Raw genomic sequence first — 23,865 nt, 5'->3', positions numbered from 1 at the left:
CCTGCGCCACATTTTTGGCGCGCCCCCTCCATATCGGATCGGACCCCTGATTGGGAAGGGGCCGCTCAGCCGATCACGCGCAGCAGCGCGCGCAGGATTTCACCGGCTTCGGCCGTACAGGAGACCGATCAAGGATTTGCGCACCGATGCGACACTGGAACGGTGAGCGTGATGGCCGCGCTCGAAGACCACGTGGCCGTCACGCACGGCGAGCAGGGCATCGAGATCGTCCAACAGGGCCTCCTCGCGGCGCGGAGAATCGGAGGCCAAGTCTGGCATTTCCGGGCATGAAAATCTCCCGCGACCTGAACCGCGGGAGAGGGTTTTGGGCAATCAGGCCGGCTGGCAGGCGGCGTCCGGCTGGCGGCTTTCGCGCCGGTCGAGCGCGCCGCTGGCAAGCGTCAGGCCGAGCGCGGCGGCGACCAGGATGGCGCCGACCCAGGGCGTGGCGCCGAGGCCGAGCGGCGAGGCGACCACCAGCCCGCCGATCCAGGCACCGGCGGCAATGCCGAGGTTGAAGGCGGCGATGTTGAGCGCCGAGGCGACGTCGACGCCGGCCGGGCGGTGGCGCTTGGCGATATCGACCACGTAGAGCTGGAGGCCCGGCACGGTGGCGAAGGACAGGAAGCCGAGCGCGGCGAGCGTGACCAGCGCCAGCACCGGCGAGGGCGCGGTGAAGGTGAGGGCCACCAGCACGACGGCCTGCAATGCGAAGAGCACGACGAGCGCCTTCACCGGATCCCGGTCCGCCACCTTGCCGCCGACGATATTGCCGAAGGCGATGGCCGCGCCATAGAGCACCAGCACGAGGCTGACGGTGTTGGCGCTGAAGCCGGTGATGTCCTGCAGCAGCGGCGAGAGGAAGGTGAAGGTGACGAAGGTGCCGCCATAACCGAGCGCCGTCATGGCGAAGACGATGAGCAGGCGCCCGGAGCCGAGCACGCGCACCTGTTCCAAAAGGCCCGCCGGCTTTTCCCGGCGAAGGTTCGAGGGCAGCAGCAGCGCGATGGCCGCAAAGGCGACGATACCAAGGGCGGCAACGGCCCAGAAGGTGGCGCGCCAGCCGAAGGTCTGGCCGATGAAGGTGCCGAGCGGCACGCCGGTGACGATGGCGACCGTCAGGCCCATGAACATCATGGCGATGGCGGAAGCCCGGCGGTCCGGCGCGACGAGGTCGGCCGCGATGGTGGCGCCGACGGAGAAGAACACGCCGTGCGCGAAGGCGGAAAGCACGCGGCCGGCCAGCAGCATGCCGTAGCTGGTGCTGAGCGCCGCCAGCACATTGCCGGCGATGAAGAGGGCCATGAGGCCGATCAGCAGCGGCTTGCGGCCGAGCTTGCCGGTCAAAGCCGTCAGGATCGGTGCGCCAAAAGTGACGCCGAGCGCGTAGACGGAGACGATGAGGCCGGCGAGCGGCAGGGTGATGTCGAGGTCGGTCGCGACCGTCGGCAACAGGCCGACGATGACGAATTCGGTGGTGCCGATCGCGTAGGCCGCGACGGTCAGGGCAAAGAGGGCGAGTGGCATGGCGGTTCCCTGCGCGCGGTCTTGGGTCCGCGCGGCTTGGCTGGGTTGCGATGTTGGTTCGGGGATGAATATGGGGCAAAGCCACTTGCCCGTTAACGAGGCATAGTGGATAAGCATATGTGAATTCGATTCAAAGGCGGGGCATGGACAACCGGGCCGGCGAAATGGAGGTTTTCGTGCTGGCGGCGGAGCTGAAGAGCTTTTCCGCCGCAGGCAGAAAACTGCGCCTGTCGCCCTCGGCGATCAGCAAACTCGTCACCCGCATCGAGGACCGGCTCGGCGCGCGCCTCATCGTGCGCACGACGCGGCGGCTGGAGCTGACGCCGGAAGGCGAGGTCTATCTCGGCCGCGCCCGCGCCATCCTCGCGGAGATCGCCGAGACGGAGCGCATCGTTGCGGAAGGGGCACGCGTCGTGCCGCGCGGCGCGCTGCGGGTGAACGCCTCGGTCGGTTTCGGCGAGCGTTGTATCCTGCCGCTGGTGCCGGATTTCCTGGCGCTCTATCCGGAAATCGAACTCGACCTGACGCTGACCGACGGCGTCATCGACGTGATCGGCGAGCGGACCGACGTCGCCATCCGCTCCGGCCCCTTGCGCGATTCATCCCTGAAGGCGCGGAAGTTGCTGGAAAGCCGGCACGTCGTCGTCGCTTCCCCGGCCTATGTCGCGCGCCACGGCATGCCGTCGCACCCGGATCAGCTCGGCGGCCATAATTGCCTGCGGTTCAATTTCCGTCGCGCGCTCGAGGCATGGCCGTTCAAGGTGGAAGGCGCGGTCCGGCACTATGACGTTTCCGGCAACATGCTGATTTCCAGCGGTGCGATTTTGCGCCAGCTCTGTCTCGACGGGCTGGGGCTCGGCCGCAGAGGACGCTTCCACGTCGAGCCGGACATCGTCGCCGGAACGCTCGTGCCGGTGCTGGAGGATTACAATCCCGGCGATATCGAGATCGCGCACGCCGTCTTCGCCGGCCACGAACACCTCGCGGCCCGCATCCGGGCGTTCATCGATTTTCTGGTGGAGAAGATTTGAGGCGTTAGCGCCGTTGCACCCCCCTCTGTCCTGCCGGACATCTCCCCCTCAAGGGGGGAGATCGGCAAGAGGCAAAGACGATGCTCTAATCGCAACATCTGGAATAGGCGAGACGCTGCTCCATCCAATCTCCCCCCTTGAGGGGGAGATGCCCGGCAGGGCAGAGGGGGGTGCCTTGCGCCAACGCCAGACGGTTACGTCTTCACCGCCACGATAAAAAGCCGCGGAAACCGCAACAGCCGCCGCCCGTCCGCCATGGGCGCATAGGCCGCGGCGATACGGCTCTCGTAGTCCGCGAGGAAGCCGTTGCGCTCCTCGACCGGGATGCAGTCGAGATAGGGGCGCAGGCCCGTGCTCCTGACCCATTCGACGATCGCGCCCGCATCCGCCATCGGGTGGTTGTAGGCGGTGTGCCAGACGTCGACGCGAGAGGCCTTCGGCCCGAGTGCGTCCATATAGGCGGCGGGGGCGGGGAGCGGGTTTCGCCGTGGCGTGCCGCCGGCAAAATGGCTGCGCCAGGGGCCGGCAAAGGCGCTTTCCTTCATCAGCATATGCGACGGCTCGGCCAGATTGTCCGGCATCTGCACGGCGAGCACGCCGCCGGGACGCAGGCCGTCCATCAGGGCCGTCAGGACGGCCAGATGATTGGGCAACCACTGGAAAACGGCATTGGCGAAGAGCAGGGCGGCCGGTTCGGGCGGGCGCCATTTCGCGAGGTCGCATTCGACGAAATCGACGCCCGGCAGCCGCTCGCGTGCCGCCCGCAGCATGTCCGCCGCATTGTCGACGCCGCGCACGCCGCGGCCGGGAAAGCGCTCCACCAGCAGTTCCGTCGAATTGCCGGGACCGCAGCCGAGATCGTAGACCGTGCCGGCGACGAGATCGGCCGGCACCTGGTTGAGAAGGTCGCGGGCGGGCCGTGTGCGTTCGTCTTCGAATTTCAGGTATTGTGCCGCGGACCAGGCCATTCAGAGACTTTCGAGCGAGGGCAGGATCAGCGCCGGGCCGAGGTCGAAATATTCGTCCGGCATGTCGTTGCGGTTGATCCAGACGGTGCGGAAGCCGAATTTCGTGGCGCCCGCAATGTCCCAGCGGTTGGAGGACTGGAAGGAGACGGCATCCGGATAGAGCCGGTAATTCGTCGTCACGAGATCGTAGACCGCAGGCGCCGTCTTGTAGGTCTTCAGCGCGTCGACGGAGAAGATGTCGTCGATGACGGTGTCGAGCGCGGCGTTCTTCACCGCCGAGGCTAGCATGGCCGGCGAACCGTTGGAGAGGATGGCGATATGCGCGCCGCGGCTCTTCAACGCCTTCAAGACGGCCGGCACTTCCGGGTAGCAGTCGAGCTTCCAGTAGGCATCGAGCAGTTTCTGGCGCAGCGCCGGATCGACGCCGCCGATGCGCTTGAAGGTGAAGTCGAGCGCCTGCTCGGTGAGCTGCCAGAAATCGGCATAGGACCCCATCAGCGCCCGCGTCCAGGAATATTCCAGCTGCTTGGCGCGCCAGACCTCGGAAAAATTCTGGTAGTTCGGCCCCACGTCGCCCGCATGGCGGCGCACCGCCGCATGCACGTCGAACAACGTGCCATAGGCGTCGAAGACATAGGCGGCATGGGCCATGGGCGGCGATTCCTTGTCAGCATTCTCACCGGCGATTGGGTGTTATCGGCCGGTGAATGTCAATTGTGCGGGGCATGTGTGGTTACCCCCCTCTGGCCTGCCGGCCATCTCCCCCTCAAGGGGGGAGATCGGATGAAGCAACATTCCGCCCATCTTTGACGATGCGGTTGAGCGAGGTTCTTGCCTCCTGCCGATCTCCCCCCCTTGAGGGGGAGATGCCCGGCAGGGCAGAGGGGGGTATGCCGAGCCGCAAAATCCCTCAAAACCGCGTAATCACGCTGATTCCCAGATCCGTCGCCTTGTCCATCGCCATCAGCGCCGGCACCGCCTCGTCGAGGCTGATATGACGGCCGATGAGTTTTTGCGGGGCGAGCTTGCCGCCGGCGATCATCGCCAGCATGGCGTCGTAGCGCCAGGCCTGCATGCCGTGGCTGCCGTAGATCTCCAGCTCGTGGCCGATGACCTGCGCCATCGGGATCTGCGGCGTCGCATGATCGGCCAGCATCAGCCCGACCTGCACATGCCGCCCGCGCCGGCGCAGGTTCTTGATGGAATTGAAGCAGGTGACGGGCGAGCCCAGCGCATCGACCGAGGCATGCGCGCCGCCGCCAGTAATCTCGCGCACCGCCTCTGCCACGTCGGCGACGTCACGCGCATTGACGGTCGCCACCGCCCCCATCTGGCGCGCGAAGGCCAGCTTTTCGTCGGAAATGTCGATGGCGATCGGGTTGGCGCCGAGGGCCGCGGCGATCATGATCGCCGACAGCCCCACGCCGCCGCAGCCGTGCACCGCCACCCATTCGCCGCCCGTCACCCGCGCCTGGTCGACGATGGCGCGAAACGAGGTGGCGAAGCGGCAGCCGAGGCTGGCGGCCGTTGCGTAGTCGATGGTTTCGGGAAGGTGCACGAGATTGTGGTTGGCATAATCGATCGCGACATAGTCGGCAAAGGAGCCCCAATGGGTAAAGCCCGGCTGGAACTGTTCCTCGCAGATCTGCTGGTTGCCGGATCGGCACTCGCCGCAATGGCCGCAGCCGGACACGAAGGGCACCGTGACCCGCTCGCCTTCGCGAAACCGGCTGACCGCGCTCCCCGTCGCCACCACCCGCCCGGCCAACTCGTGGCCCGGCACATGCGGCAGGCGGATATCCGGATCGTGGCCCATCCAGCCATGCCAGTCGCTGCGGCAAAGCCCGGTCGCCTCGACCTTTATCACCACGCCGCCGGGCGTCGGCGTCGGATCGGGCAGGATGCGGATCTCCGGTGTCGCCTCGAAGGCCTCGTAATACATCGCGCGCATGTCGGTTCTCCCTTTATGTTTGTATGGCATGCGCCCACCGGGCTCTCAACCGGGTGACCCATGACAAGGCCTGATACACCCATTCAACATCTTGAATGGACAAGCACTGCCAGCTGTCGGAAGGCATTTGCGACTTGACCGGCCCGCCCGCTCGGGCCTTGATGGGCGAAAAGGAGTAGAAAAATGCCAGTCGATACCGCACCCCGCTCGACGACCTGGACCTTCGTGGATGGCGAATGGATTTCGGGCAACCCGCCGCTCATCGGCCCCACCTCGCATGCCATGTGGCTCGGCTCGACCGTCTTCGACGGCGCGCGCTGGTTCGACGGCATCGCGCCGGACCTCGACCTCCATTGCCAGCGTGTCAACCGCTCGGCCGAAGCGCTCGGCCTGAAGGCGACGGTCAGCGCGGAGGCGATCGAGGCGCTCGCCTGGGAGGGTGTGGAAAAATTCGACGGCAAGACCGCGATCTACATCAAACCGATGTACTGGGCCGAGCACGGCTCGCCGACCAGCGTGGTCGCGCCGGATCCGGATTCGACCCGCTTCGCGCTCTGCCTGTTCGAGGCCTCGATGGGCGACCCGAAGGCGGCGTCCTCGCTCACCGTCTCGCCCTTCCGCCGCCCGACGGTCGAATGCATGCCGACGGATGCCAAGGCCGGCTGCCTCTATCCGAACAATGCCCGCATGCTGGTGGAGGCCCGCAAGCGCGGCTTCGACAATGCGCTGGTGCGCGACATGCTGGGCAATGTCGCCGAAACCGCCTCGTCCAACATCTTCATGGTGAAGGACGGCGTCGTCTTCACGCCGGCCGCCAACCGCACCTTCCTTGCCGGCATCACGCGCAGCCGCGTCATCGGCCTCCTGAAGGACGCGGGCTTCGAGGTGGTGGAAACCACGCTGACGCTCGCGGATTTCGAGACGGCCGACGAGATCTTCACTTCCGGCAACTATTCCAAGGTGGTGCCGGTGACGCGGCTCGACGACCGCAATCTCCAGCCCGGCCCGATCACCGCCAAGGCCCGCGACCTCTATTTCGACTGGGCCCATTCGAACGGCGACGCCTGAGACAAGAGAGCCGGCCGAAAGGCCGGCTTTTGCACATGCACCCGTCTCGGATATATGCGAGCGCCCTACCTCTCCTCCGTCATCCTCGGGTCAAGCCCGAGGATGACGGAGGAGAGGGGCGTGGCGGATTTAGAGCACGGGCGCCTGGTGAAGCTTAGCGTTCTATTCCTGTCCCGTCTCGTCCACGGTCTTGTTGTCGCCCGTCGCCGCGCGTTCCGCCGCGGCGGCCTCGCGCTCGCTTTCGCGCACCACATGCAGGAACTCGGCGGCGATGGCGGGCGTCACCTGCACCGTCTTCTTCTGCTTGTCGTAGACGCAGACATAGGTGACCTGGCTCTTCGATTCCGGCGAAAGGCCTTCGACCGCGGCGATGCCGAAGGATTCGGTGCCCGTCGGCTCGACGAAGACCGTCGGCGTGCCGAGCGCCTCCGGCAGGCTCGCCACGCAGCTCTTCTCCACATCGGCGCGGAATTCCTCCCAGGCATCGGGCGACGAGGCGTGGGCGGCGGACGCGGCGAGCGAGAGGGCGAGGGCGGTAAGCGGAAGGACGCGCATGGGATGCTCCGGATTGATGGGTGTCGGACGAAAATGTCCCGAATCGGTTTTCGTTCCGCTTCGTCATTGATCTGACACGGAAAACGGCAAGGATTTTGTCGCAGGTCGGGAAAAATTGGAATCCTTACGGTTGCCTCTTCCAGTTGCCGCTCCTATGTTCCGCTCACGGATTTCATTTACAAAATTCCGTCGCCAAGAGGAGACACCACGATGGCTTTCGAACTTCCGCCGCTTCCCTATGATTACGAAGCGCTTGCGCCCTTCATGTCGCGCGAAACGCTCGAATATCACCACGACAAGCACCACAAGGCCTATGTCGACAACGGCAACAAGCTGGCGGAGGAAGCGGGCCTCGCGGACCTCTCCCTCGAAGAGATCGTCAAGAAGTCCTACGGCACCAACCAGGGCCTCTTCAACAATGCCGGCCAGCACTACAACCACGTCCATTTCTGGAAGTGGATGAAGAAGGGCGGCGGCGGCAAGAGCCTGCCGGGCGCGCTCCAGAAGGCTGTCGACAGCGATCTCGGCGGCTATGACAAGTTCAAGGCCGATTTCGTCGCCGCCGGCACCACGCAGTTCGGCTCCGGCTGGGCCTGGCTCTCCGTCAAGGACGGCAAGCTCGCCATCTCCAAGACCCCGAACGGCGAAAACCCGCTGGTCCACGGCGCCACCCCGATCCTCGGCGTCGACGTCTGGGAACACTCCTATTACATCGACTACCGCAACGCCCGCCCGAAATACCTCGAAGCCTTCGTCGACAGCCTGATCAACTGGGACTACGTCCTGGAGCGCTACGAAGCCGCCACGAAGTAAGCCGTTTTCGGTTTTTTCGAGTTTGTGAAAACCCCGGTCGGAAGCGGCCGGGGTTTTTCTTTGTCGACAGATCGTCCGGATGATGGCATAAATGCCAACATGGATGCCGTGCTTCTCGATCGGTCGAAAACGATGTTGCCGGATGGTGCGATCGTCGAGATCGTGCTCTGGCGGGTTCCCGAGCCCGTTGCGGGAAGCACCCATCTCTACAAGTACCGTCTGTTCTACGGGCGGGACGGCCGGCGTATCGTCGGCTTCGACAATGAACGCGGCAAAGGCGATCATTGCCACCTCGACGGGAAGGAGCATCCCTACATTTTCTCCACCGTCGCCGCACTGCTCGAGGATTTTCGGGCCGCGATTGCAAAACGGAGGCCTTGAATGAAGCGCGCCCATATTCAGATCCGCAGCGATGCCGAAGCTCTTATGTCGGAAAACCTGGTGCGGGCGGCCGAAGCGGCCCGCACGGGCGTGCCGTCCGACCCGGTCGCGACTTTCACCTTCAGTTCACCCGCGCAACTCTTCTCCGTGATCAGCCCGAAGCGCTGGGAACTGATCGAGCACTTGCAGAAGATCGGCCCGAGCAGCATCCGCGCATTGGCGCGTTCGCTCGAACGGGACGTCAAGCGGGTGCACGACGATGTGGTTGCCTTGGCGGAGTGGGGAATCATCGAGCGCACGGAGGACGGCAAGGTCGTAGTGCCTTTCGACGTCATCCATGCCGATTTCGATTTGCGGGCGGTCGCTTAGTCTCATCCCACCCCCCGCTGGTTCTCCGCCCAGCCTGAAATCCACGCCTGCCTCAGCCCGTCGCCCTGGCCGCGGAAATGCGCGCCCGTCGCCGCGCAGGCTTCCACCCGGTCGGCGCGGAAGTTGCGGATGGCCTGGCGCAGTTCGCACCAGGCGACGATGTTGGCCGTCTCGGAATAGTAGATGAGGGCGATGGGGCGGATCGTGCGCTCGGTGGCGCGGGCATATTCGTCGCGGTAGTCGATCACCAGCTTTTCCTCGTCGCGGATCGCGCGGCGCACGGTGGCGAGGTCGATGCCCTCCGGCTGGGGTGGCGTCGTGCCCCAGGCATGCAGCGCGCGGGCCGAGAGCGTCTGGCGCAGCGGCGGCGGCACGGCCCCGGCGATCTTGTCGCCGACGCGCCGGGCGGCGGCGCGCAGTTCCGTATCGCCGGTGCGTTCCAGCAGCGCCAGCGCCAGCACTACCGCTTCCGTCTCCTCGATGGAAAACATCAGCGGCGGCAGGTCGAAGCCGGGGCGCAGGATATAGCCGATGCCGCGCTCGCCCTCGACCGGCACACGCATCGCCTGAAGGGCGGCGATATCGCGGTAGATCGAGCGCACCGTCACCTCCAGCCGCTCGGCGATCTCGGCCCCGGTGACGGGCTTGCGGGCGAGCCGCAGGATCTGGATGATCTCGAAGAGCCGCGAGGCCTTGCGCATGGTCGTCTCCATTACAACTGACACATCCCTGTCAGTTGGCCTTCGATATAGCACGCTTCAAGCGCTTGAAACAAAAGGAAGCACGGCGCTTCCGAGCGAATTGTGGTGACGGACAACTGACATGACCTACAGCGAAAACCTCTGGCTCTTCTTCCTGCTCGTCTCCGGCATCATCATCGTGCCGGGGATGGACATGGTCTTCGTGCTCGCAAGTTCGCTCTCCGGCGGGCGCAAGGCCGGCTTGTCGGCGACCTTCGGCATCATGGCGGGCGGGCTGGTGCACACGCTCTATGCGGCAATCGGCGTCGGCATGCTGCTGCATTTCGCGCCGAGCCTGTTCAACATCCTGCTCGTGCTGGGGGCCGCCTATGTCGCCTGGATCGGCTGGCAGCTCTTCCGCTCGTCGATCACCATCGATGCGGTCGACAGCCTCGATCGGCGGGGCATGCTGACCCGCTTCCGCCAGGGCGCGCTGACGAGCCTGATGAACCCGAAGGCCTATCTCTTCATGCTCGCGGTCTTCCCGCAGTTCCTGCGCCCGGAATTCGGCCCGCTGTGGCGGCAGGCGACGGTCATGCTGCTGATGATCTGGGTGACGCAGCTTGCGGTCTATGGCGGGCTGGCGCTCGCCGCCGCCCGCAGCCGCGACGCGCTGATAAACAGCCCCGCGGCCACCCGCTTCATCGGCCGCGCGGCGGGCGTGCTGTTGCTGGTGATCGCGGTGTTTACGGTGTGGCGGGGCTGGGGGACGCTGTGACGTCGTCTTCGATACGCGACCGCGCGCCGAGCAACCGTTTCACGGCGCGGTGCAGCAGCCAGACGACGAGGATGGAGACATAACCATCGATGGCATAGTGCCAGCCGAGCAGCACGGCGCTGACGGCGATGACCGCGACATAGGCGAAGGCCAGAAAGCCGACGAGCCGGCCGGTCTCGCGCAGGAAGAGCGCATTCATCATCGCCGCGCCGACATGCACGCTCGGAAAGGCCGAGATTCCCGTGCCGATGCCCACCGTGCCGTGGACATAGCTTTGCCAGAGGTAGGCGCTGATGCGGGAATCGGTATGTTCGCCGAGAACCGCCATCTGCCCGCCGAACCGCGCCGCATCGCCCGTCACGCCCGCATAAAAGATCGGGCCGGCCGAGAGCAGGCCGAAGGCGATCAGATTGCCCAGGACCGCCCAGACGAGCGCGAAGCACAGGAAATAGCGCAGGCGTACCGCGTGGGCTTCCGGCCGGACGGCGATGAAGAAGGCTGGCACGATGGTCAGCGCCGTCCACACGACGGCATAGTTCCACTGGAGGCCCTGCAGCACGAAGGGGTAGCCGACGAGTGCCGTCAGCGCCGGCCCGGGATCGACGCCGCCATGCAGGAACGCGTCGATGTCGGCAAGCAGCCGATCATGCGGAAAACCGCCGGCCAGCACGGGCATCAGTCCTTTGAAGGTGGTGAACGATCCGAGGAAGAGCACGAGCATGCCGAGCGTGGTGGCAGCCGATACCGTCCGGCCGAGAAGGGCGCCGGGCGAAAGCGCCGCGTGGGGTGGCTGGCCCGACCGCAGGATCGACAGGGCGACATGCGCAACGGCAAGGGTCGCCGGCAGGATGACGAAATAGAGAGGTGCAAGCTGCGTGACGTACTGGATGTAGGCATTCAGGCCGAGGGCGCCGTACATCGCCGCGATCGCCAGCACGATTGCGGTATAGGCGAGCACGAAGGCATGGAACGGCATCATCTGCCGCAGGTCCACCCGGAAGGTGTCCACGAAAGATCTTGGCATGGTCGACACGTAAAGAGTTCAGGCGCTTTAGATTTACGCTTACGGTTTTGCACGCGATGGATGAAGAAACAATAAAGTTGCGTCCGGGCGTTGACGCTTTCGCGACAGGTTCCATCAAAAAGATTTTACTGTCTGGAATCGTTCAAAATGCAATCATGCTCATGCATCGTTAAACCGGCGGCGCGGAACAACCGGCCGCCAGCAATCGGGAGAACTTGATGAAGTTCAGGACATTGGCGGCCGCGGCCGTGCTTGCGGCCATCGGCGCCGGCGCCGTCATCGCGGCGGATGAACCGCAGGTCGTGCGCCAGGGCATGATGAAGAGTGTGGGCGGTGCCATGGGCGCGCTCGCCGGCATTGCCAAGGGCGAGAAGCCCTATGACGCGGAGATCGTCAAGGCATCGCTGACCACGATCAGCGAAGTCGGCAAGGCGTTCCCGGATCAGTTCCCGGCCGGCTCCGAGACGGGCCATGAAACCGAAGCGAGCCCGAAGATCTGGGAAGCGATGGACGACTTCAAGGCAAAGTCGGCGAAGCTCGGCGCGGATGCCGACACGGTGCTCGCCAGCATGCCTGCCGACCAGGCGGGCGTGGGCACCGCCCTCGGCACGCTCGGCCCGAATTGCGGCGGCTGTCACGAGGTCTACCGCCTGAAGAAATAGGCGCGGTAGGCCGGTTCCACCCCAGAAGAACAAACACTGTCCCGGCCTCCGTCCGGGGCGGTGCGTTGACGTCTCAATCCGCAAGGACCGCGCAGGCGGCGAGAGGGAATGGCTCATGGCACTGAAAAAACTCCTCGGCGGGATCGTCGTGCTGGGCGCGCTCGGCGCGGGCGCCTTTGTCTTCCTCACGGCGCCGGAGCGGCTGCCGGCGGAGACCTGGGCTGCGGCGGGCGAACCGGATCTCGCGAACGGTGAACGCATCTTCCATGCCGGCGGCTGTTCGAGCTGTCATGCGGCGCCGGGGGCCGCGGACGACCAGAAGCTGGTGCTGGCCGGCGGGCTGGCGCTGAAGAGCCCCTTCGGCACCTTCCACGCGCCGAACATTTCACCGGACGAGTCGGCGGGCATCGGGGCGTGGACGCTCTCGCAATTCGGCGATGCCATGAAGCGCGGCACCGGCCGCGACGGCGAGCATCTCTACCCGTCCTTCCCCTACGCCTCCTATGCGCGCATGACCGTGAAGGACGTCAACGACCTCTACGGCTACCTCAAGACCCTGCCGAAGAGCGCGAATGTCGCGCCCGGGCATGAGCTGCCGTTTCCGTTCAACATCCGCCTGGCGCTCGGCGGCTGGAAGTTTCTCTACCTGAACGAGGCGCCGCGCGTCGAGCTGGCGAATGCCGACGAGACGGTCAAGCGCGGCCAGTATCTCGTCGAAGGCCCCGGCCATTGCGGCGAATGCCACACGCCGCGCGACATGCTGGGCGGGCTGAAGACCGACCAGTGGCTGGCCGGCGGGCCGAACCCGGAAGGCGAGGGGCGCGTGCCCAACATCACGCCGGCCGAAGGCGGCTTCGGCAGCTGGAGCGCCGGCGACATCGCCAGCTACCTCGAAACCGGCTTCACCCCCGACTTCGACAGCGTCGGCGGCGCCATGGTTTCGGTGCAGAAGAACCTGGCGCAACTGCCCAAGGAGGACCGCGACGCCATCGCCGCCTATCTGAAGGCGATCCCGGCGCGGTGAGAGCAGGAGAGGGCGGCTCCTCGAAGGGAAACGCTTTACCCCCCTCTGTCCTGCCGGACATCTCCCCCTCAAGGGGGGAGATCGGCAAGAAGCGAAACCTTGCTCAACCAGCAACGCCGGAGATGGGCGACACGCTGCTCCATCCAATCTCCCCCCTTGAGGGGGAGATGGCCGGCAGGCCAGAGGGGGGTGTGGCGAGGTTCGTCGGGTCAAGCGGATGCAGGGCGGTGTTCGTCGCCGTACATGCCGAGATAGCCGGAGAGTTCGTCCGAGCCGAGGCCGATGGCGTCGAGAATTTCGCGGGCAAAGCTGACGGGTGCTGCACCCGAGGCGGTGATGACGCCGCGGTCGCGCACGGCCTGCGGCTGGTTGCGGTAGAGCGCCTCGCCGCGATAAGCCGGCACGACCTGTTTCATCTGCCCGGAAAAATTGCCGGTATGGGCGCGGTCATCGAGCAGGCCGAGGCGGGCGAGTTCCAGCGTGGCGTCGCAGATCCCGGCGACGGGCTTGCCGGCGGCCACGAAACGCCCGACCGGAGCCGAAAGATCGGGCGCGGCATGCGATTGCCAGATCGTGCCGCCGCAGAGCACCAGCACGTCGAAATCGTCGGGCGAAACCGCTTCCACCGCCCCGGCCGACGTGATGGAGACGCCGCCGAGCGAGGTGACGCCGGTGCCGCCGGGCGTCAGCACCACGGTCTCCGCCCCGCAGTCGCCGCGCGCCGTCGCCATCAGCAGCCCGCATTCCCAGTCGGCGTAACCCTCCGTCAGAAGGATCGCCAGTCGCTTCGCCATGATGGCCTCCCTCTTAGCCCAGCGCCTGTACATAGCGCATGCCGGTGACCGGGCCGGCGCGGAAATTCATCTGCTCGTAGAAGCGGTGCGCGCCGAAATTGCCGGTCGCGGCACTCACCGAAAGGTAGCCGCAGCCGGCGATGCGGGCGTGCTCGCGGGCGCGGGAGACGAGGTGGCGGCCGATGCCGTGGCCGCGATTGTCCTTGCGCACGAAGATCTGGTGCAGCTCCATGCCGCGCAGGCCTTCGAGCGCGCGGTAGAGCGGCACGAGCAGCGCGTAGCCGATCAGCCGGCCGCCGGCTTCGGCGACGAGTGCCGTGACCCAGGGATTGACGCCGAACAGGTCGCGGTCGAGATCGGCGGCGGAGATTTTTGCGGTGTCGCCGTGGCATTCGGCATGCAGCGTGATCATGTCGAGGATCTGCTGCAGGTCGCCCGGGCGCGCGGCGCGGATGGTCAGCATGGGCGGGCGTTCCAGCGCGTGCGGTTCAAGCTTGATGACGGTATTGTGCATTTCGGGCTCCTTCGGTTTTCTGCCATCAGGTGCCTTAGAAACAACAAAGCCGCCTGACGGCGGCTTGTTGACATGATCAATCAGCCGCTCCTTATCGGAACAGCCAAAAATACGTTGCGGCGATGTGCGTGCTCTTGATCATGGATGCGATATTTTCCGTTTCGCGCCGTTTGTCAATTGGCCTGCCGCAAGAAAAAGGGGATGAAAGCGGAGACTGGTCAGGCCTCCGCTTTCTCCGTGCCGGCGGCGGCTTGCCCTGCCGCCGTGCCTGCCTCGGGGTTCTCGTCGATGCCGAGCTGTTGCTTGATCGCGCGGCGGATCTCGTCCTCGATCGCGTCGCGCGCTTCCGGCGGAAGGGCCGCGAGGCTCTCCTCCGTCAGGCCCATCTCCTCCAGCATTTCCTTGCGCAGGCGCTCGGCCGCCGTCATCCTGGAAAGCTCCATGAATTCGGCGACGAGGCTGTCGCTGCCGTCCTCGGCCTTGTCGAGCTTGGCCTGCGTCAGCCAAAGGGCATTGGCAAAGCCGGAAGAAATCGGCGCGATGGGGCCGACGGTCGGGATGTTGCGGGCCGAGGAGCCGCCGCCGCCCGTGCCGCTGTAGAGGCTGTCGTCGCTGGTCGGGGTGCGCGGCTTGCCGAGCGTGTAGGCGGAAAGCATGCTGCCGTCGATCTTCATGCAAATGGTTCCCCGAAACAACTTTAGGGAACCCTAGCGGTTGCAGCTTTTGCGAGACTTACTGGTTTTGGAAGACTTGCCGGTCCTTACACCTCACTCTCGACGCGGCCCGCGCCGAGGCGCACGACATGATCGGCGGGCGCGATGACGCTTTTGCGGTGGGTGACGGCAAGGATGGTGATGTCGCCGGCAAGGCCGCGGATATGCTGCATGATTCCCGCCTCCGTCGCCTCGTCCAGCGCCGAGCTCGCCTCGTCGAGGAAGAGGAATTCCGGATCGGCATAGAGTGCTCGCGCAATCGCGATGCGCTGCCGCTCGCCGCCGGAAAGCTTCATGCCCCGCTCGCCCACAACCGTCGCAAAACCCTCCGGCAGTCCCTCGATGAAGGCGAGGATCGCCGCCTTTTCCGCGGCGCGCTTCAGCCGCGCCTCGTCCATTTCGCGGCCGAGCACGATGTTGACGGCGAGCGTGTCGTTGAGCAGCACCGCCTCCTGCGGCACGATGCCGACGGCGGCGTACCAGTCGCGCTGCGAGACACGGTCGAGATCGACGCCATCGACGGTGATGCGGCCCGCGGCCGGGCGGATCGATTTCAGCACGAGCCGCAGCAGCGTCGATTTGCCGGAGCCGGTCTCGCCGACGAGATAGGTGATGCGGCCGCGCTCGGCGGCAAAGCTGATATTGTCGACGCCCCGGCCGTTTTCATGGACGTAGGAGACGGCCTCGAAGGCGAGGCGGCCCTCGCCGGACGAGAAGCTGCCGGCGGTTGCGCCATCCGGCTCTTCGGGGGCGGCCCAGATGCGGGCGAGCGGCAGCAGGTTGGCGCGGGCGCGCACCACGTCGTCGATCGCATGGCCGATCATCTCGAAGGGCTGGTTGAGCTGCAAAAGCAGCGTGTTGAACAGCACGACGTCGCCGACGCTGAACTCGCCGGCCCGGTAGCGCGGCAGGAGCAGCAGGAAGGTGACGACGAACTGCACGGCAAGCCCCGCGCCCATCAGCGACGAATAGCCGATGCGCCGGCGGCAGAAGGTGATCCAGTTGTCGCGCTCCTCTCCGGCCTTTTCGGAAAAGCGCGCCTGCATCCAGCCATGGCTGCCGAAATGGCGCAGCGTCTCCATCGCCGTCATGGCATTGCCGACGAATTTCGCGTTCTCCTGCCCGGCCTTGATCGCGTCGTCGAGGTACTTTCGCGTGCGGTGGTTGGCGATGGCGGTGAGCGTGATGAAGGCGGCGCCATAGGCAAGAACGATCAGCACGACGTCGAGGTTGATCGTCGCGCCGAGCATGACGAGGGCGAGCGCAATCTGGGTGGCGCCGGGAATGAACACGATGAGGGCGAGCTGCACCAGCGTCATCATCGCGCCTTCGCCGCGCTGCCCGGCGCTCTCGATCTCGGCGGGATTGTGCTCGGTGAAGAAGGCGGCGCTCTTCTTCAGCAGCCGTTCGAACAGGCTCGTGCTGGCGATGAAGCTGAGGTTCTGCGCGCTCATGAAGGAAAGGTACTGCACCATGTTCTGAAGCGCGGCGGACGCGCCGATCAGCAAGGCATAGAGCACGAAACCGGCCGCCAGCACCTCGGCGAACCGGTCGGCCGTCAAGGTGTCGACGAGGCGGGAGAACAGATAGGGTGCCGCGACCGAGGAGATCGCCGAAAGGAAGACGATCGCCGCGACGAGCGCCAGCAGGCCGCGCGAGGAACGCCAGTAACTGACCAGAACATGTTTCACCGGCGCGGCAATCAGCCGCCAGTCGTCCTTCATGGCGAATCTCCCGGGGAGGATTTTTGAAAGCCGGCATCATGGGAAAGCTGGCGCGGTGAGGCAAACGCTTTCGCGGCGTCCACCCCCCTCTGCCCTGCCGGGCATCTCCCCCTCAAGGGGGGAGATCGGCAAGAGGCAGGAACAGCACTCAAACTGCGCCCGCAAAGATGGGCTGAAGGTTGCCCCATCCGATCTCCCCCCTTGAGGGGGAGATGCCCGGCAGGGCAGAGGGGGGAGCGGCCTCTCCTTCGCCGAGGGACGCCGACCCTACGGCAGCGTATAGGCGATGACGTAGTCGCCGGGTTTGGTGCCGACGGAGCCGTGTCCGCCGGCGACGATCAGGACATATTGCTTCTGGCCGACCGTGTAGGTCATCGGCGTGGCCTGGCCGCCGGCCGGAAGGCGGGCTTCCCAGAGCTGGTTGCCGCTCGTCAGGTCGTAGGCGCGCAGATAATCGTCGACCGCGGCACCGAGGAAGGCGAGGCCGCCCTTGGTGATGATCGGGCCGCCGATGCCGGGCACGCCGACCTTGAAGGGCAGCGGCAGCGGCGTCATGTCCATGACCGTGCCGTTCTTGTGCTTGTAGGCGATCTTGCCGGTGGCAAGGTCGGCACCCGCGACATAGCCCCATGGCGGCGCCTGGCAGGGAATGCCGAGCGGCCCGAGGAACGGCCCCATGAAGACGCCGTAGGGCGCGCCGTCATTGCGGTTGAGGCCCTGTTCGGAGCCCTTCTCATCCTGCCCCTTCGGCGGGATCTGGTCACGCGGCACAAGGCGCGAGGTGAAGGCGAGGTAGGTCGGCATGCCGAACATCACCTGCCGCTCCGGATCGACCGCGACGGACCCCCAGTTGAAGGTGCCGAAATTGCCGGGATAGACGAGCGTGCCCTGCAGAGAAGGCGGCGTGTAGCGGCCCTCGTATTTCAGCGACAGGAAGTCGATGCGGCATTTCAGCTGGTCGAACATCGAGATGCCCCACATGTTCTTCTCGGTCAGCGGCGGGGGCGAGAAGGTGAGGTCGGAGATCGGCTGGGTGGGCGCGGTGAAATCCTCCGGGATGGCGCCGGTCGGAGCCGGTATTTCCTTGATCCCGATGATCGGCTCGCCGGTGCGCCGGTCGAGCACGTAGATGTCGCCCTGCTTGGTCGGGCCGACGAGGGCGGGAATGGTGGCGCCCTCGCGGGTGATGTCGATCAGCGCCGGTTGCGCCGGAACGTCCATGTCCCACAGGTCGTGATGCACCGTCTGGCGCACCCAGCGAACGGCCCCGCTTTTGATGTCGAGCGCGACGATCGAGGACGAATATTTCTCGACATGCTCGCTGCGGCCCATGCCGAGCTGGTCGGGCACGCGGTTGCCGAGCGGTATGTAGACGAGACCGAGCGCCTCGTCATAGCTGAAGACCGACCAGGAATTCGGCGAGTTGACGGTGTAGACCTGGCCTTCCGGCAGCGGCGTCGTGACGTCCGGATTGCCGGAATCCCAGTTCCAGACGAGCGCGCCGGAATTGACGTCGAAGGCGCGGATGACGCCCGATTGCGAGTGGGTCGAATAGTTGTCGTTGACCGCCCCGCCGATGATGATCTTGCCGTCGGTGATCACGGGCGGCGAGGTGGAATAGTAGTAGCCGGCCGGGTTGTAGGGCATGCCCTGTTCCAGCTGGAGCACGCCGTTCTGGGCGAAGCTGGTGCAGACGTCGCCGGTCTCGGCATCGAGCGCTATCAGGCGGGCGTCGGATGTCGGCAGATAGACGCGGGTGGCGCAGGTCGTACCGGCTGCGGCGGCCGGTTCGGCATAATAGGTCACGCCGCGGCAGGTCTGGTGCTGGCGATCCGGGTTCATGCCGGAGTTGGAATCGTATTTCCACTTCTCCTTGCCGGTCGCGGCATCGAGCGCGATCGCCCAATTGTGCGGCGTGCACATGTAGAGCGTGTCGCCCACCTTCAGCGGCGTCACCTGGTAGGTGGTCTCGCCGACATCGTCGGGCAGTTTCACATCGCCGGTCTGGTATTGCCAGGCGACCTTCAGCGTCGAAACATTGTCCGTGTTGATCTGGTCGAGCGGCGAATAGCGCTGGCCATATTGCGTGCGGCCATACTGGTGCCATTCGCCGGCCGGCACGTTGCCGCCGAGTGCGGGCGTCGCGTTGACGATATCGGTCGGCAGGTCGCCGGCCATGTCGTGCGGGTCCTGCGTCAGCGAAAAGCCGGCAACGCCGATGGCGACGACGACGGCGACGGCGAGCGGCAGGGCGGACGCGGCGTAGCTTGTGCCGGTGGGGCTGGCAAAACCGAGCGGCCGGCGGATGGCCGGCAGCATCAGCCAGAGACCGAGCAGCACGATGACGCCGCCGCGCGGACCGAGCTGCCACCAGTCGAAGCCGACTTCCCAGATGCCCCAGCCGAGCGAGCCGAGAATGATCAGCGCATAAAGCCACAGCGCCGCGCTGGAGCGGCGCAAAAGCAGGATGGCAGTGACGATGAAGGCAATGCCGGTGACGAGATAGTAGGGGCTGCCGCCGAGCGACAGCAGCCACCCGCCTCCGCCTGTCAGCACCAGTCCGATAAGGGCGATGAGGGCGGCGGTCAGCGTGAGCAACATGGCAGTCTCCGTTAGCGATGCCGGCCGGGGGAGGCGGGGCCGACATGACGTCCGGCTCGAGGAGGGACGTTGGAGAAACTAGGGCGGAGCCGGGCTGCTTCAATGCTGCCGCATTTCAAGTTTTTGCGCAATCTGTACTTGTGAAATACCTCACGTCCCGCAGAAGGTTGCCGTGATCTCCTCGCCGGGTTTGGGCGGCCCGGCATAGGCGGCGAAGGCCGGCTGATCCTCGTAGGGCCTGGAAAGCAGGTCGTTCAGCGCTTCGAACAGCGAGAAATCGCCATGGTCGATCGCGGCATTCAACGCCTCCTCGACCTTGTGGTTGCGCGGAATGAAGGCCGGGTTGACCTGCCGCATCTGCGCCGCCCGCGCCTTGGGCGACACGCCCTCCTGCGACAACCGGTCGCGCCAGGCCGCAAGCCAGGGCGTCAGCGCGTCCGGATCTTCGAGCAGTCCGCCGAGTGCGGCATCCGCCGCATCGTCCTCGGCGGCATCGGCCAAGCGCCGGAAGGCGAGCGTATAGTCGGCCTTCTGCTCGTAGAGGATGGCGAGAAGGTCGCGGATCAGCGCCTGGTCGATCTCCTGCTCCGCCTCGCCGAGGCCGGTCTTGGCGCGGATCACCGCCTTCCAGTGCTCCTGGAACCGCTCCATGAAGCGGGTGACGGCGGCGTTCGCCGCTTCCAGCGCCTTGTCCTCGTTCTCGTCGAGGATCGCCAGCATCGCCTCGGCGAGCCGCGCGATGTTCCATTGGCCGATTGCCGGCTGGTTGCCGAAGGCGTAGCGTCCGTGCTGGTCGATCGAGGAAAAGACGGTGCGCGGGTCGTAGCGGTCCATGAAGGCGCAGGGGCCGAAGTCGATCGTCTCACCCGAAATCGTCATGTTGTCGGTGTTCATCACGCCATGGATGAAGCCGACGCAGAGCCATCGGGCGATCAGCGCCGCCTGCCGGTCCGCCACCGCGTCGAGCAGCGCGAGATAGGGCTTTTCGGCGCCCTTGAGCTTAGGATAGTGCCGATCGATGACATGGTCGGCGAGCACGCGCACGTTCTCGGTCTCGCCGCGCGCCGCAAAGAACTGGAAGGTGCCGACGCGGATATGGCTGGCGGCGACGCGGGTGAAGACGGCACCCGGCAGCACCCGGTCGCGATAGACCGCCTGGCCGGTGGCGACGGCGGCGAGCGCCCGCGTCGTCGGGATGCCGAGGGCATGCATGGCCTCGCTGATGATATATTCACGCAGCACCGGACCGAGTGCCGCCCGCCCGTCGCCGCGCCGCGAATAAGGCGTCTGGCCTGCGCCCTTCAGCTGGATGTCGCGGCGCCTGCCGTTGCGGTCGATCACCTCGGCAAGCAGGATGGCGCGCCCGTCGCCGAGCCGCGGCACGAACTGGCCGAACTGGTGGCCGGCATAGGCCATGGCGAGCGGCAGCCCGCCGGGCAGCGGTACGTTGCCGGAGAAATAGCCCGCGCCATGCCGCTCCAGCGCGTCGGCGTCGAGGCCGAGTTCCTCCGCCAGCGCCCGGTTGAACTTGATCACCCGCGGCGCCTCCACCGGCGTCGGATCGACGGGCGCGAAAAAGATGTCCGGCAGGCGCGCATAGCTGTTGTCGAAGGCGAATGCCTCGCCGATGGGCTTCGGGTTGCTTGCCTCGTTCATCACGTCCTCGTCCGGCATATTTCTCGTCTTCTATAGGTAGCGACTGGCGACAGGAATGAAAGGGTCCGTCCGCTTGTAGCACTTTCGGCGGGGTGCTACCGTCGCGGGTGGAATTTGGCCGTCCACCATTTCGGGGTTTTGACAGGATGCGTTACCTCGCCCTCGTTTTCCTCTTCCCGTCGCTCGCCTTCGCCCAAAGCTGCGATCCCTGGAGCGCCGGCATGTCGGAGGAGGAAGAGGGGCGCATCATGATGGCCTCCGTCTGCCAGGCTGCCGGCGGCAAGAACCATGATCTCTTCCTGAAATGCGGCGCGGACGGCGAGCTTTCCCTGCGCTTCCTCGTGCAGGCGGCGGATTTTCCGCCGGGCGACGGGCCGGAGTTTTCAAGCCCGCTGCGCCTCACCGTCGATGGCGAGGCCTTCGACCGGCCGGCGCATCACGAGGCGATGGACAACGCCATGGTCAGCGATTTCCCGGTCAAGGGGCCGCTCGTCGAGCGCCTCAAGGCCGGCAAGACGCTCACCGTCGCCTATCCCGAAACGAAACTGCCGCCGGTCGCCTTCCCGCTCAAAGGCTCGAAGGCGGCAATCGACACGCTGCTCGCCGCCTGCACCGGCTCCTGACGGCACATCCCCGTTTTGTCCCGCCGGGGCCTTGCGGGCCGTCCGAAGATCGAATTTCATAACCCGCTGAATAAGCAGGCGGTGTCGTCCGTCCCTTTCTTCAGCATGCAATGGGTGAGCGAATTTCGGTTGCCGGCGTACCGGCCGCCTCGGTCATGTCCTCAGGGAGGGTATCGTGCAGCGGACTATCCATCGGTTGATCGGGGCGCTTGCCGCCTGTCTCTTTCTCCTCGCAGCGCCCGCGGCCTTTGCCGCAGAGCGCTATGCGCTTCTCATCGGCAATGCGGAATACGAGGATGCCGAGCCGCTGGAAAACCCGCTGAACGACGTCGACCTCGTCGGCGAGGCGCTGGAGCGGGCGGATTTCTCGGTGACCCGCGTCACCGATGCCGACCATCTCGGCATGCTCTCGGCGCTCAACAACTTCACCCGGGTGGCCGAAAAGGTCGAGAACCCGGTGCTCTTCGTCTATTTCTCCGGTTATGCGGTGCAGATCGACGGCGACAACTACCTGCTGCCGACCGACGCCTCGGGCCGCACCCTGACGGGCCTGCGCAACCGCTCGCTCGCCGTCTCCGAGGTCACCGCGACGCTGCGCAAGCTCGGCACCGGCCTCAAGGTCGTGCTGTTCGACGCCGCGCATGACAACCCCTTCGTGCTGCTGCGCGATATCCAGGACGGCCTTGCCGAACCGAAGAACGCCGACGGCATCCACTATGCCTATGCATCGGCGCCCGGCACGACCTACGACTACGAGGGCACGCCGATCAGCCCCTTCGCCTCCGCCTTCGTCGATGCGATCAGCATTCCCGGCATCGTGCTGGAAGATGCGTTCCGCAAGGTCGGCGAGATCGTCAAGGAGCGCAGCAAGGGCAAGCAGGAGACCTGGCAGAGCGATGCCGACTACGGCAAGTTCGCGCTGAGCGCCAAGGACGCCAAGGTCGACGAGGCGGAAATCGCCTTCTACGAATTCGCCTCGCTCGCCGATAACCGCGAGGCCTATGACCGCTATCTCAGCCGCTATCCGGAAGGCGTCTTCGCCTATATCGCAGAGCGCAAGATCGACCTTCTCGGCCGCCGTTTCGAGGGCGACCACGAGGATACCGGCGAGATGCCCATCCTCTCGGTCTCCAACGACCGGCACGATCCCTGCGGCCGGCTCGAATTCGGCGGCAACCAGCGCGACCGTCGCCTGTCCGACGTCTACAAGGACGGCCAGCTCGTGCTGATCGATTTCAGCTTCTGGTATCCGCCGGAAAAATGCGACTACCTCTCCTATTTCTCCACCGTCTATTCGCATGAGCGCCTGCGCAACATCATCACATCAGCCAGCATTCCCGAGCGCCAGATCTATGTGGCGACCGAGGATGACCTGAGCCCCAGCGAGGAACGCGCGATCTACGATTATTTCGACGAGGACCGCCGCGGCTATTCGCAGTCGCTGATGTTCCGCGCGATCAACGAGGAGCGCCGCCACGGGCTCGGCATCGCGGTGAAGACGCCGGACGACAATGCCCGCGAATATGTCGATGAAGTCGAATGCGGCGACGGTTGCCTGCGCTTCCGCGGCCTCGTGCGCTTCCGCGACAATAGCGTGCGCTCGCTGGAGGACTACGAGTTCGAATTCGTCGACGTGCGCCGCCTCGGCTTCTACGACAAGTACCGCGATGCTCTGCGCGACTTCCCGCACGACGAACACGCGTCGAACGACAGCGCTAGCCACGACACCAGGACGGACAGCTACGACAGCGCCTCGAGCCACGAGACGAAGACGGACGCCTATGGCGAAAGCTCTTCGTCGAGCCATGACGACGGCTACGGTTCGGACGCCGACCCGTACCGGTCGTCGCGCTCGGTCGGCGGCTGGGATATCGTCGCGGACTTCTCCGACGACCGCCGCTTCCTGAACTGCCGCGCCATCCGCCGCAGCGGCGACGACCGCTACGCCGCCTTCCGCTGGTACGACGACGGCCACGTCACCTTCGGCTTCCAGGACACGTCCTACGACTATGCCGACGACTACACGAAGGACGCCAAATACTGGATCGACGACGGCCAGGGCTACGACGTCAGCGGCAAATCCTACGGCCAACGCGAAATCGCCTACGACCTCGGAAAGGACCGCTCGGTCATCGACGCCCTGAAACGCGGCAACCACATCCGGATCGGAGACGTGGAGACGAGCCTGAAGGGATCGAGCGCGATGCTGAACGACTTGCAGGAATGCGTGGGGGCGTTCCGGTAGGGGCTACCCAATCCAGTCGCCTGAAACACATCGTATGGCACCTACCTCCCCCTTGAGGGGGGAGGTCGCCGCAAAGCGGCGGGTGGGGGTGACCCGCATCCGCACCGGCGTGCCAAATGGAAACGCCGCGTCACCCCACCCCGGAGCTTCGCTCCGACCCTCCC

Annotated in this window: 24 protein-coding genes; 10 read left to right on the top strand and 14 right to left on the bottom strand. The window is 65.6% G+C overall.

Annotated elements, in window-relative coordinates; all coding sequences use genetic code 11:
- Nucleotides 1-99: 99 nt before the first annotated feature.
- Entirely contained in the window at nt 100-234 is a 135-nt protein-coding gene (locus tag VGN93_RS30455; protein WP_327510581.1) for a hypothetical protein, read from the bottom strand.
- Nucleotides 235-333: 99 nt separating this feature from the next.
- On the bottom strand, nt 334-1,527 hold the full coding sequence (locus VGN93_RS30450) for an MFS transporter (RefSeq protein WP_327510580.1): 1,194 nt from the start codon (nt 1,525-1,527) through the stop codon (nt 334-336).
- Nucleotides 1,528-1,670: 143 nt separating this feature from the next.
- On the opposite strand from VGN93_RS30450, the gene VGN93_RS30445 reads away from it, so the two are divergent.
- Nucleotides 1,671-2,558, top strand: a complete 888-nt coding sequence (locus VGN93_RS30445; protein WP_327510579.1) for a LysR family transcriptional regulator — start codon at nt 1,671-1,673, stop codon at nt 2,556-2,558.
- Between the two features lie 194 nt (nt 2,559-2,752).
- Here VGN93_RS30445 and tam read toward each other — a convergent pair whose 3' ends face one another.
- From tam to VGN93_RS30430, 3 genes are all read right to left on the bottom strand, one after another.
- On the bottom strand, nt 2,753-3,526 hold the full coding sequence (gene tam / locus VGN93_RS30440; protein ID WP_327510578.1) for a trans-aconitate 2-methyltransferase: 774 nt from the start codon (nt 3,524-3,526) through the stop codon (nt 2,753-2,755).
- Nucleotides 3,527-4,177 carry a haloacid dehalogenase type II gene (locus VGN93_RS30435; protein WP_319310898.1) on the bottom strand — a complete coding sequence of 217 codons (651 nt, stop codon included), beginning with the start codon at nt 4,175-4,177 and terminating at the stop codon, nt 3,527-3,529.
- Between the two features lie 259 nt (nt 4,178-4,436).
- The gene (locus VGN93_RS30430; protein WP_327510577.1) at nt 4,437-5,477 is read right to left on the bottom strand and encodes a zinc-dependent alcohol dehydrogenase family protein; all 1,041 of its coding nucleotides are present in this window, start codon (nt 5,475-5,477) and stop codon (nt 4,437-4,439) included.
- Nucleotides 5,478-5,660: 183 nt separating this feature from the next.
- Between VGN93_RS30430 and VGN93_RS30425 the strand changes: the two genes are divergently transcribed.
- Nucleotides 5,661-6,545, top strand: coding sequence for a branched-chain amino acid aminotransferase (locus VGN93_RS30425; RefSeq protein ID WP_327510576.1), 885 nt, complete (start codon nt 5,661-5,663; stop codon nt 6,543-6,545).
- A gap of 162 nt (nt 6,546-6,707) precedes the next feature.
- On the opposite strand, the gene VGN93_RS30420 is transcribed toward VGN93_RS30425, so the two are convergent.
- A complete protein-coding gene (locus VGN93_RS30420; RefSeq protein ID WP_319310902.1) occupies nt 6,708-7,100 on the bottom strand; it encodes a hypothetical protein in 393 nt (130 codons plus the stop codon).
- A 210-nt stretch (nt 7,101-7,310) separates the two neighbouring features.
- On the opposite strand from VGN93_RS30420, the gene VGN93_RS30415 reads away from it, so the two are divergent.
- The 3 genes from VGN93_RS30415 (at nt 7,311) to VGN93_RS30405 (ending at nt 8,663) form a co-directional block, all read left to right on the top strand.
- Nucleotides 7,311-7,913: a superoxide dismutase gene (locus VGN93_RS30415; RefSeq protein ID WP_319310906.1), complete on the top strand. Its 603-nt coding sequence runs from the start codon at nt 7,311-7,313 to the stop codon at nt 7,911-7,913.
- A gap of 99 nt (nt 7,914-8,012) precedes the next feature.
- Nucleotides 8,013-8,294, top strand: a complete 282-nt coding sequence (locus tag VGN93_RS30410) for a toxin-antitoxin system TumE family protein (RefSeq protein WP_327510575.1) — start codon at nt 8,013-8,015, stop codon at nt 8,292-8,294.
- Complete coding sequence (locus VGN93_RS30405) at nt 8,295-8,663, top strand: transcriptional regulator (RefSeq protein ID WP_327510574.1); 369 nt, start codon at nt 8,295-8,297, stop codon at nt 8,661-8,663.
- 2 nt (nt 8,664-8,665) lie between these two features.
- Here the strand turns inward: VGN93_RS30405 and VGN93_RS30400 are convergent, their stop codons facing one another.
- A complete protein-coding gene (locus VGN93_RS30400; RefSeq protein WP_327510573.1) occupies nt 8,666-9,364 on the bottom strand; it encodes a YafY family protein in 699 nt (232 codons plus the stop codon).
- A gap of 121 nt (nt 9,365-9,485) precedes the next feature.
- Between VGN93_RS30400 and VGN93_RS30395 the strand changes: the two genes are divergently transcribed.
- Nucleotides 9,486-10,121: a LysE family translocator gene (locus tag VGN93_RS30395; protein WP_319310918.1), complete on the top strand. Its 636-nt coding sequence runs from the start codon at nt 9,486-9,488 to the stop codon at nt 10,119-10,121.
- On the opposite strand, the gene VGN93_RS30390 is transcribed toward VGN93_RS30395, so the two are convergent.
- Complete coding sequence (locus tag VGN93_RS30390; protein WP_327510572.1) at nt 10,090-11,145, bottom strand: phosphatase PAP2 family protein; 1,056 nt, start codon at nt 11,143-11,145, stop codon at nt 10,090-10,092. The genes VGN93_RS30395 and VGN93_RS30390 overlap by 32 nt on opposite strands.
- 218 nt (nt 11,146-11,363) lie before the next feature.
- On the opposite strand from VGN93_RS30390, the gene VGN93_RS30385 reads away from it, so the two are divergent.
- Together VGN93_RS30385 and VGN93_RS30380 are read left to right on the top strand one after the other, a co-directional pair.
- Nucleotides 11,364-11,807: a c-type cytochrome gene (locus VGN93_RS30385; protein ID WP_327510571.1), complete on the top strand. Its 444-nt coding sequence runs from the start codon at nt 11,364-11,366 to the stop codon at nt 11,805-11,807.
- Between the two features lie 115 nt (nt 11,808-11,922).
- On the top strand, nt 11,923-12,831 hold the full coding sequence (locus VGN93_RS30380; RefSeq protein ID WP_327510570.1) for a cytochrome c: 909 nt from the start codon (nt 11,923-11,925) through the stop codon (nt 12,829-12,831).
- A gap of 209 nt (nt 12,832-13,040) precedes the next feature.
- On the opposite strand, the gene VGN93_RS30375 is transcribed toward VGN93_RS30380, so the two are convergent.
- The 6 genes from VGN93_RS30375 to VGN93_RS30350 all read right to left on the bottom strand — a co-directional run bounded on the left by VGN93_RS30375 (nt 13,041) and on the right by VGN93_RS30350 (nt 20,833).
- Nucleotides 13,041-13,625 (bottom strand): DJ-1/PfpI family protein, encoded by a 585-nt coding sequence (locus tag VGN93_RS30375; protein WP_327510569.1) that lies wholly within the window; start codon nt 13,623-13,625, stop codon nt 13,041-13,043.
- A 13-nt stretch (nt 13,626-13,638) separates the two neighbouring features.
- Nucleotides 13,639-14,139 (bottom strand): GNAT family N-acetyltransferase, encoded by a 501-nt coding sequence (locus tag VGN93_RS30370; RefSeq protein WP_327510568.1) that lies wholly within the window; start codon nt 14,137-14,139, stop codon nt 13,639-13,641.
- A gap of 218 nt (nt 14,140-14,357) precedes the next feature.
- Nucleotides 14,358-14,813, bottom strand: coding sequence for a hypothetical protein (locus tag VGN93_RS30365; RefSeq protein WP_327510567.1), 456 nt, complete (start codon nt 14,811-14,813; stop codon nt 14,358-14,360).
- Between the two features lie 86 nt (nt 14,814-14,899).
- Nucleotides 14,900-16,576, bottom strand: coding sequence for an ABC transporter ATP-binding protein (locus VGN93_RS30360; protein WP_327510566.1), 1,677 nt, complete (start codon nt 16,574-16,576; stop codon nt 14,900-14,902).
- A gap of 267 nt (nt 16,577-16,843) precedes the next feature.
- Complete coding sequence (locus VGN93_RS30355; protein WP_327510564.1) at nt 16,844-19,177, bottom strand: glucose/quinate/shikimate family membrane-bound PQQ-dependent dehydrogenase; 2,334 nt, start codon at nt 19,175-19,177, stop codon at nt 16,844-16,846.
- Between the two features lie 150 nt (nt 19,178-19,327).
- The gene (locus VGN93_RS30350) at nt 19,328-20,833 is read right to left on the bottom strand and encodes a protein adenylyltransferase SelO (protein ID WP_327510599.1); all 1,506 of its coding nucleotides are present in this window, start codon (nt 20,831-20,833) and stop codon (nt 19,328-19,330) included.
- A gap of 146 nt (nt 20,834-20,979) precedes the next feature.
- Here VGN93_RS30350 and VGN93_RS30345 point away from each other — a divergent pair, with 146 nt between their 5' ends.
- Both VGN93_RS30345 and VGN93_RS30340 read left to right on the top strand, forming a co-directional pair.
- On the top strand, nt 20,980-21,456 hold the full coding sequence (locus VGN93_RS30345; RefSeq protein WP_327510563.1) for a hypothetical protein: 477 nt from the start codon (nt 20,980-20,982) through the stop codon (nt 21,454-21,456).
- A 175-nt stretch (nt 21,457-21,631) separates the two neighbouring features.
- Complete coding sequence (locus tag VGN93_RS30340; RefSeq protein WP_327510562.1) at nt 21,632-23,701, top strand: caspase family protein; 2,070 nt, start codon at nt 21,632-21,634, stop codon at nt 23,699-23,701.
- Nucleotides 23,702-23,865: the final 164 nt, after the last annotated feature.

It is taken from the genome of Shinella sp., assembly GCF_035998705.1.
Taxonomy (GTDB): Bacteria; Pseudomonadota; Alphaproteobacteria; order Rhizobiales; family Rhizobiaceae; genus Shinella.
The sequence above is the reverse complement of the archived record's forward strand: the minus strand, read 5'-3'. Positions and strand labels throughout refer to the sequence as shown.